This is a genomic window from Streptomyces sp. NPDC058008, assembly GCF_042886395.1.
In the GTDB taxonomy this organism is placed as follows: domain Bacteria; phylum Actinomycetota; class Actinomycetes; order Streptomycetales; family Streptomycetaceae; genus Streptomyces.
The window spans coordinates 184133-192522 of the sequence record NZ_JBHVQX010000017.1 but is presented as its reverse complement, the minus strand read 5'-3'; the positions used below and the strand labels follow the sequence as shown (position 1 = coordinate 192522).

Sequence of the window (8390 nt, the reverse complement as noted above, 5' to 3'; positions counted from 1 at the left end):
TACTGCAGGGGGGACCCTGTGGGAGAGTAGGACGCCGCCGAACAATTATTCCGGGAAAGCCCCGTGCCCTTGTGGCACGGGGCTTTTCTGCGTTCTGAGCGTCTAGGGTCGGACCATGCGCTACGAACTGGTCATCTTCGACAACGACGGCGTGCTCGTCGACAGTGAGCCGATCTCCAACACCGTGCTGGCCGGCTACCTCACCGAGCTCGGCCACCCCACCTCGTACGAGGAGTCCCTCCGCGACTACATGGGGGCCGCGATCCACCGGGTCCACGACCTCGTGGAGGAGCGGACCGGCGAGAAACTGCCCGACGACTTCGACGAGGAGCTCCACCGGCGCACCCTCACCGCGTTCCAGCAGGAACAGCTCGCCGCGGTGGACGGGGTCGACGAGCTGCTGGGCTCGCTCGTCGCGGACGGTGTCGCGTACTGCGTCGCCTCGTCCGGCAGCCACCAGAAGATCGCGGCGGGACACCGGAACGCCGGGCTGGACCAGTGGTTCGAGGAGGAGTGGGTCTTCAGCTCGGAGGACGTCGGGCGGGGGAAACCCGCCCCGGACCTGTTCCTCCACGCCGCCGAACGGATGGGCATCGCCCCCGAACGGTGCGTCGTCATCGAGGACAGCCCGCTGGGTGTCGAGGCGGCCCGGGCCGCGGGGATGGACGTGTACGGCTTCACCTCGATGATGCCGGCGGACCGGCTCGGCGGCGTCAGGGGGCACTTCTCCGACATGAGGCAGCTGCCCGAACTGCTCGCCTGATCCATCTACCCAGCGGTAGATCCTGGCTCTACGCTCGCGGCCATGACGGATGCGCGGTTGCGGTACGGCAGGGCCTCGCTCGCTCTGAGCTTCCTGGTGCAAGGGGTGACCTTCGCGCTGCTCGTGACGCGCATCCCCGCCATTCAGGACCGGTACGGGATATCCGACGGGCTGCTGCCCGTCTTCCTGGCCGCGGTGCCTGTGCTGGCGGGGGTGGCCAGTGTGGCCACGGAGAAGGTGGTCGCGCGGGTACGGCCCGGGATCGTGCTGAGGTGGGCCCAGCCCGTCGTGATGCTGGCGCTGCTCGGTGTGGGGGCCGGCAGCGAGATCTGGCAGGCGGCCGTCGCGCTCGGCCTGTTCGGGCTGGCGGTCGGGGCCCTGGACGCCTCGATGAACATGATGGGCGTCAGTCTCCAGCGGGCGTACGGGCGCAGCATCATGCTCGGGTTCCACGCCGCGTACAGCCTGGGAGGCATCGCCGGGGCGTCGATGGCGTGGGCCGGTGTGCACGGGGACCTGTCGCTGCTGGTGTCCTACCTGCCCGCGGTGGCCGTCCTGCTGCCCGCCGCCCTGGCCGGGAGCCGGTGGTACGCCGAGGGAAGGGCCGGCGAGGGCGGGGACGGGAAGGCGGTCGGCCCCGGGCAGGGTGCGTCCGTTCCGTTCAGGCTGCTGCTGCCGCTCTGCCTGGTGATGGCGTTCGCGTACATCGGGGACTCGACGGTCTCCAACTGGAGCGCGAAGTACCTCCAGGACGTGCTGGGGAGTTCGGAGCAGCTGGCGACGGTTCCGTACAACGTCTACATGGTGACGACGCTGCTGGGGCGGGCCGTCGGGGACCTCGGGGTGCGGCGGTTCGGGGCGGTGGCCGTGGTGCGGGGCGGGAGTGTGCTGGCCGCCGTGGGGTTCGCGGTGGTGGCGGTGGCGCCGGGGGCCTGGTGGGGGATGCTCGGGTTCACGCTGCTGGGGCTGGGGCTCTGTGTGATCGTGCCGCAGACCTTCGCCGCGGCGGGACGGATGTTCCCCGGGGCCAGCGATGTCGCCGTGGCCCGGCTGAACGTCTTCAACTACGTGGGGTTCCTGGTGGGGTCGCCGCTGGTGGGGGCGCTCGGGGACGCGTGGAGCTACCGCGGGGCGATGCTCGTGCCCATGGTGCTGGTCCTGGCCACGCTCGTGTACGCCCGGTCGTTCGGCACGGAACCCGCCCGATACGGTGGCGGGCATGAGCGTGCGCGCGCGGCTGATGTGGGATGAGGCAGTAACGGAATACGACTTCGGGTCCGGTCACCCCATGGACCCGGTGAGACTCGCCCTGACGATGGGACTGGTGCGGGCGTTCGGGCTGGACGGTTCGGTGGACGTCCGGTCGGCGAAGTCCGCCGGGGATTCCACCCTCCGGCTCGTGCACCGTGAGGACTACGTGGCGGCCGTGCGGGCCGCGTCGGCGGACCCGGGGGCGGCCGACCAGGCGTACGGCCTCGGGACCGTCGACGACCCCGCCTTCGCCGGGATGCACGAGGCGTCCGCGCTCATCGCGGGGCTTTCGGTGGGGGCCGCGGAGGCGGTGTGGCGCGGGGACAGCCCGCACGCCGTGAACTTCACCGGCGGGCTGCACCACGCGATGCCGGGGGCCGCCTCGGGTTTCTGCGTGTACAACGACCCGGCCCTGGCCATCGCCCGGCTGCTGGAACTCGGCGCCGAGCGGGTGGCGTACGTCGATGTGGACGTCCACCACGGGGACGGTGTGCAGGCGGCGTTCTGGGAGGACCCCCGGGTGCTGACCGTGTCGCTGCACGAGCACCCGCGCACGCTGTTCCCGCAGACGGGATGGCCGGAGGAGACGGGCTCCGGGGCGGGTGAGGGCGGTGCGGTGAACGTCGCCCTGCCGGCGGGGACGGGCGACGCCGGGTGGCTGCGCGCCTTCCACGCGGTGGTGCCGGAACTGCTGGAGGACTTCCGGCCGCAGGTGCTGGTGACCCAGCACGGGGCCGATACGCACGCCGAGGATCCGCTGGCACATCTCGCGGTGTCGCTGGACGCCCAGCGGGCCGTCATGACGGCCTGTCATGAGCTGGCCCACGCCTGTGCGGAGGAGGGACGCTGGGTCGCCCTGGGCGGGGGAGGCTACGCGGTGGTGGACGTGGTGCCCAGGTCCTGGACCCATCTCGTGGGGATCGCCGCCCACGCGCCGGTGGACCCGGAGTCGGTGATCCCGTCGTCGTGGCGGGACGAGGTCCACGCCCGTACACGGCAGTCGGCCCCGGCCCGGATGACCGACGGGCGCACGCCGTCGTGGCAGCCGTGGGAGGACGGGTACGACCCCGCCGACCGGCTGGACCAGGCGGTGCTGGCGACCCGGCGGTCGGCGTTCCCGCTGCGGGGGCTGCTGGCCTGAGGCGCGGTTACGCCAACGGTGGGGCGGTATCCGGGTTCCGGCCCCGGCGCGGTCGCGGTGCGGGAGCATCGGGAGGGTGTTGAGCACCGGAGCGCTGCGCGCTCATCTGCTGGCGGCCCGGCTCGCCGGGCCCGTGGCCACGTCGCGGGAGACCAGCCTGCGGAGTTACCGGCTTTTCGCCGCGAGGGACCCCCGGATGCTGCTCGGACTCGATCCGGACCGTGCGTGGGGCGAACGGGACCTGCTGCGGCTGATGGCCGACAAGTGCGGGGTGTCGGACGATCCTGACCATGTGTCGGGTACGGACGTGATCGACCCCGAGCGGACCCTGGCCGCTCTGGAGGCGTTCGCGCGGTGTCTCGCGGACGCTGTGGAGAGGCGGGCTCCGGTGCTGTTCGGCACGGGGCATCCGCATCGGCTGCTCGGGTTCTACGCCGGTCTGGCAGACGCTTTGTCGGCGGCGGGGTGCGCGGTGCTCACCCCCGCGCAGGGCCGATGTGTCGACATAACGACCCGGTTCGGCGTACGCACGTACAGCCTCGACTACGTACGAGGTGTCGCGCTGGTGCGCGAACCCGGCGTGCGGGTCCCGGGCAGTGCCACCGGCGCACACACCCACTCGCCGCTGCCGGTCCGGGTGGTGCTGGAGGAGGCGGTGAAGGCCTGGGGGGTGCTGCCCGAGCTGGTGGTCGGGGACCACGGGTGGGTCTGCGGGGCAGGTCAGCTGGGCATCGAGGCCATCGGGCTGGCGGACACGGACGACCCCGCGCTGTTCGTGGGCGAGGAGGAGGGGCGGGTGTCCGTCGCCGTCCCGCTCGACGACGGTGTACGGGCGGACTACTACCGGCCCCTGACTCGGTATGTACTCAATCGGGCGTTTCTGTCACAGTAGGCGGCCGATCGCCTCACCTCTTCCCCACTCGCATCACCCGCCCCTAACCTGGGGAGTGAGCGCACAACGACGAAGAGTCACCGGAGGGGAAGCCGGTGCGCGTCTCGTGCGGAAGGTACAGGTGGGTCATGGCTGCTGACAGCGAGAGGCCTCTCAACGAGGTCAAGTTTCTGACCGTGGCGGAAGTCGCCTCGGTCATGAGGGTGTCGAAGATGACCGTGTACCGCTTGGTGCACAGCGGTCATCTGCCGGCGATCAGGGTGGGAAGGTCCTTCCGGGTCCCGGAGCAAGCGGTTCACGAGTATCTTCGCGAGTCCTTCGTGGGGGTGGAGTCGGCCTGACGGAGCCCTCGGATTACGTCCCTCACCCGGTGGCGGGTAGGCTAGGCCGACGTAGGTCGTGTGGGCCCAGACGCCCCGCACCAGTGATGAAGAAGTGAGCGAGGGTAGTCGTGGGCTCTGTTATCAAGAAGCGGCGCAAGCGGATGGCCAAGAAGAAGCACCGCAAGCTGCTCAAGCGCACGCGCGTTCAGCGTCGCAACAAGAAGTAAGCGAACGCGGTTCGTGAGTCCGGGGCCCTTCCGCCGTCATGGCGGAAGGGCCCCGATGCTTTTCCCGTGCCCGTGCCTGTGCCAATGCCCGTGCGGCGGATCCGGTGGTATTCGCGCCATGGTGCGGTAAAGCCCGCCCGGGGTCATCACAGGGCAACATCCACCGACTACGGTGACGGCCAGGGGAAGACCCCGCTCGGTGAACGATCGACGGAAGGCGCTGATCTTGGGGAAGATCGTGCTCGTCACAGGCGCGGCCCGGCAGCTGGGAGGCCGTTTCGTGCGGCGCGTCCAGCGCGATCCCGGTGTGGACCGGGTGATCGCCGTGGACGCGGTCGCCCCCGGGCACCAGCTGGGCGACGCGGAATTCGTCCTGGCGGACATCCGGCAGTCGGCGATCGCCCGGGTCCTCGCCGAGCATTCCGTCGACACGGTCGTGCATCTGGACGTGTCCGCGAAGGCGCTCGGCACGGGCGGCCGGACGACGGTCAAGGAGACCAATGTCATCGGCACGATGCAACTGCTGGGCGCCTGCCAGAAATCCCCGTCCGTGCGGCGGCTCGTGGTCAAGTCCAGCACAAACGTGTACGGCTCCGCCCCCCGCGACCCCGCGGTCTTCACCGAGACGACGCCGCCCAAGTCCCTGCCCAGCGGCGGTTTCGCCAAGGACGCGGTGGAGGTCGAGGGGTACGTGCGCGGGTTTGCGCGCCGCAGGCCGGACGTGGCCGTGTGCGTGCTGCGGTTCGCGAACATCCTGGGGCCCGAGCCGGACTCGCCGCTCGCGGACTACCTGACGCTGCCGGTCCTGCCGACCGTCCTCGGGTACGACCCGAGGCTGCAGTTCGTCCACGAGGACGACGTCGTCGACGTACTGGAGATCGCCGCCCGTGAACCCCGGCGCGGGACGCTGAACAGCGGCACGTTCAACATCGCCGGCGACGGTGTGCTGCTGCTCTCGCAGTGCGCGCGCCGGCTGGGGCGGCCGACCGTGCCCGTGCTGCTGCCCGCGGTCACCTGGGTGGGGACGGCGCTCCGTACGATCGGCATGACGGACTTCTCGCCGGAGCAGATCAGACTGCTCACCCACGGCAGGGTGGTCTCGACGGTGCAGATGCGCGAGACGCTGGGGTTCCGGCCGAGGTTCACCACCGCCGGGACGTTCGCGGAGTTCACGCGGAGCCGGGGGCCGGGGCTGCTGCCTCCCGAGCGGGTCGGCAGGGCGGTCGGGAAGCTGGCCGCCGGTACACATTCGACGCACGGCGCCAGGTAGAGGAGCGCGACCGACGATGGCGGACGCCAAGGTCATTCCCTTCGACGACGACCGTTCGCGCTCCGGCGCGGGGCGGCGCAGAGGCGTGCTGCCGGGCGGAGGCCGGGGGCAGGCGTCCGGTGCGGCCGGTCCCGCGCCCGTGAGCGCCCTGCCGGGCGGCCAGGTGCCTGGAGGGGCCGCTGAGGCCGCCGGTGCCTCCCAGGACGGCGGAGAGGGGCCCGGGAGCGGCTGGGACCGGCGGATCGCGGGCGGGCTCGCGTTCCTGCGGCGCAGGCTCACGGGCGACTACGACGTCGACGAGTTCGGCTACGACAAGGAGCTGACCGACCAGGTCCTCATGTCGGTGCTGAGGCCGCTGGCGGACAACTACTTCCGGGTCGAGGTCAAGGGCATCGAGAACATCCCGTCCGACGGCGGGGCGCTCATCGTGGCCAACCACTCCGGGACGCTGCCGCTGGACGGGCTGATGCTCCAGGTCGCGGTGCACGACAACCACCCGGCCGAGCGGCACCTGCGGCTGCTCGCGGCCGATCTCGTCTTCATGCTCCCCGTGGTCAACGAGCTGGCGAGGAAGGCCGGCCACACCTTGGCGTGCGCGGAGGACGCGGAGCGGCTGCTGCAGAGCGGTGAGGTCGTCGGGGTGATGCCGGAGGGGTTCAAGGGGCTGGGCAAGCCGTTCGGCGAGCGGTACAAGCTCCAGCGCTTCGGGCGGGGCGGGTTCGTGTCGACGGCGCTGCGGGCCGGGGTGCCGATCGTGCCGTGCTCGATCGTGGGGGCGGAGGAGATCTACCCGATGATCGGCAACTCGAAGACGCTGGCGCGGGTCCTGGGGGTCCCGTACTTCCCGATCACGCCGACGTTCCCGTGGCTGGGGCCGCTGGGCGCGCTGCCGCTGCCGACGAAGTGGACCATCCAGTTCGGGGAGCCGATCCCCACGGACGGGTATCCGCCGGAGGCGGCGGAGGATCCGATGCTGATGTTCAACCTGACGGACCAGGTGCGGGAGCAGATCCAGCACACGCTCTACAAGCTGCTGGTGCAGCGCCGGTCGGTCTTCTTCTGACGGCGGGGCGCGCACGGCTCACGTCAGGAGGGAGGGGCGGTCCGGTCCGGACCGCCCCTCCCTCCGTGCGGGGGCTACGGCTGGACGTCCTCGCTCGTGATGCCGAGGCCGGGCAGCAGGCCCGGGAGCAGCGGCGGCAGGGTGACGTCGGGCGAGGGGGCCGTGCCGGATGTGCCGCCCGGTGACGACGGGGTGGTGCCGTCCGTCGGGAGGTCTTCCAGGAGGCCGCCGGTGTTTCCGCCGAGCAGCCCGTCGGCCGGGCCGCTGTCGGAGCCGGAGGGCTTCGGGGCGCTGCTGCTGGATTCGGTGTCGTCCGGGGCCGCGGAGGTGGAGGGGGCCCGGTGCTCGGGGTTCGAGCCGTCCCGGTCCTCCTGTGCGGAACCGGCGGGCGGTGCGTCCCGTCCCGTGCCCGGGGTGGGGGGCAGCAGGGACTTCAGGGGTGCGACTTCCTCGTCCATGGCCTCGAAGACGGAGCTGACCTTCTCGCTGATGTCGGTCAGCTGGACGGGCAGCCGGTCGCGGAGGCTGCTCCAGCTCGCGCGGTGCGAGCGGGAGAAGGAGTCCAGCGTCTGGATGGGGCCGATGGAGCCGTCGCGCTCGTAGGCGGAGTGGAGCAGGCGCTGGCCCTCGGTCGCGTCGTGCGTCATGCCGTTGAGCGCGCGTCTCACCTCGCCGATCGACTCGTGGTCCATGTGGCCCGAGCGGCCCCGCTCCATGAGCCGGCGGGCCTCGCTGAGGCGGGTCGACGCCTGGTCGAGGTAGGCCTCGCCCCGGTCGGCGTCGTTGTTCGCCATGCCGCGGCTGATGTCCTCCATGCCCCGCTTGAGCGGGTAGAGGGAGTCACCCGGCAGGGCGTCGGAACTGGCAGCGGCCACTCCGCCGAATGCTCCCGCGGCCACACCGACCGTGAGCCCGCCCGCGGTGAGGCCCTTCGCCCAGCGGGAGCGGGGACGCAGCCTCCGGATCGGGGAGGCCCGGTGGGCTCCCTTGTTCCGCTGTTCGGGCACCGTAGGGCCCGTGGACGCACCGCCTTCGGCGAACATGGTCTCCATGGCGGCGACGAGCTGGGCTCGTTGCACCACTTTGACCTCGGGATCGAATTGCGGCTCCGGTAGTTCACCGAGGCCGTTCGCCAGGGCCAACAGCTTTCCGTGGTCGGCCGGTTCGGCCGGGTCCTCGGGCTGTACGGCCGCCGCACCCTGGGGGGACTGTTCCTCCAGGGCCTGGGCGAAGGCGTTCGCCCGCCGGTGTGCCGAAACGTTTGCGATCACTGGCGGCACCTCCTCTCGTCATGACGGTCGACTCCCCTGAGGGTCCGGAAGGTTGCCCACCGGAGACGTTTCCACACGATCGAGCGAGTGGAAACGGTCTGGTGCGGCGACAGGGGGCCTGCATCCGGCACAACGAGTGGCGCGGCAGTTGGGTTACGGACTGAGGATGATCCGATCGGTGTGTCACGG

At 71.2% G+C, this 8390-nt stretch carries 9 protein-coding genes; 8 read left to right on the top strand and 1 reads right to left on the bottom strand.

The features are described from left to right. The first annotated feature begins 115 nt into the window (after window positions 1–115). From ACFVS9_RS19460 to ACFVS9_RS19425, 8 genes are all read left to right on the top strand, one after another. The gene (locus tag ACFVS9_RS19460) at window positions 116–763 is read left to right on the top strand and encodes an HAD family hydrolase (protein ID WP_383117127.1); all 648 of its coding nucleotides are present in this window, start codon (window positions 116–118) and stop codon (window positions 761–763) included. A gap of 42 nt (window positions 764–805) precedes the next feature. Next, window positions 806–2014 carry an MFS transporter gene (locus tag ACFVS9_RS19455; protein ID WP_389933874.1) on the top strand — a complete coding sequence of 403 codons (1209 nt, stop codon included), beginning with the start codon at window positions 806–808 and terminating at the stop codon, window positions 2012–2014. Next, window positions 1983–3155, top strand: coding sequence for an acetoin utilization protein AcuC (locus ACFVS9_RS19450; protein ID WP_389933871.1), 1173 nt, complete (start codon window positions 1983–1985; stop codon window positions 3153–3155). The genes ACFVS9_RS19455 and ACFVS9_RS19450 overlap by 32 nt, the downstream gene beginning before the upstream one ends. A gap of 76 nt (window positions 3156–3231) precedes the next feature. Beyond that, on the top strand, window positions 3232–4047 hold the full coding sequence (locus tag ACFVS9_RS19445) for a phosphatase (RefSeq protein WP_389933868.1): 816 nt from the start codon (window positions 3232–3234) through the stop codon (window positions 4045–4047). Window positions 4048–4175: 128 nt separating this feature from the next. Continuing rightward, a complete protein-coding gene (locus tag ACFVS9_RS19440) occupies window positions 4176–4388 on the top strand; it encodes a helix-turn-helix domain-containing protein (protein WP_158070919.1) in 213 nt (70 codons plus the stop codon). A 110-nt stretch (window positions 4389–4498) separates the two neighbouring features. Further along, the gene (locus tag ACFVS9_RS19435) at window positions 4499–4597 is read left to right on the top strand and encodes a 30S ribosomal protein bS22 (protein ID WP_003948845.1); all 99 of its coding nucleotides are present in this window, start codon (window positions 4499–4501) and stop codon (window positions 4595–4597) included. A 226-nt stretch (window positions 4598–4823) separates the two neighbouring features. Next, window positions 4824–5867, top strand: coding sequence for an NAD-dependent epimerase/dehydratase family protein (locus tag ACFVS9_RS19430; RefSeq protein WP_383117128.1), 1044 nt, complete (start codon window positions 4824–4826; stop codon window positions 5865–5867). 16 nt (window positions 5868–5883) lie between these two features. Then, on the top strand, window positions 5884–6930 hold the full coding sequence (locus ACFVS9_RS19425) for a lysophospholipid acyltransferase family protein (RefSeq protein ID WP_389933865.1): 1047 nt from the start codon (window positions 5884–5886) through the stop codon (window positions 6928–6930). A 74-nt stretch (window positions 6931–7004) separates the two neighbouring features. On the opposite strand, the gene ACFVS9_RS19420 is transcribed toward ACFVS9_RS19425, so the two are convergent. Then, a complete protein-coding gene (locus ACFVS9_RS19420; RefSeq protein WP_383117122.1) occupies window positions 7005–8201 on the bottom strand; it encodes a DUF5667 domain-containing protein in 1197 nt (398 codons plus the stop codon). Window positions 8202–8390: the final 189 nt, after the last annotated feature.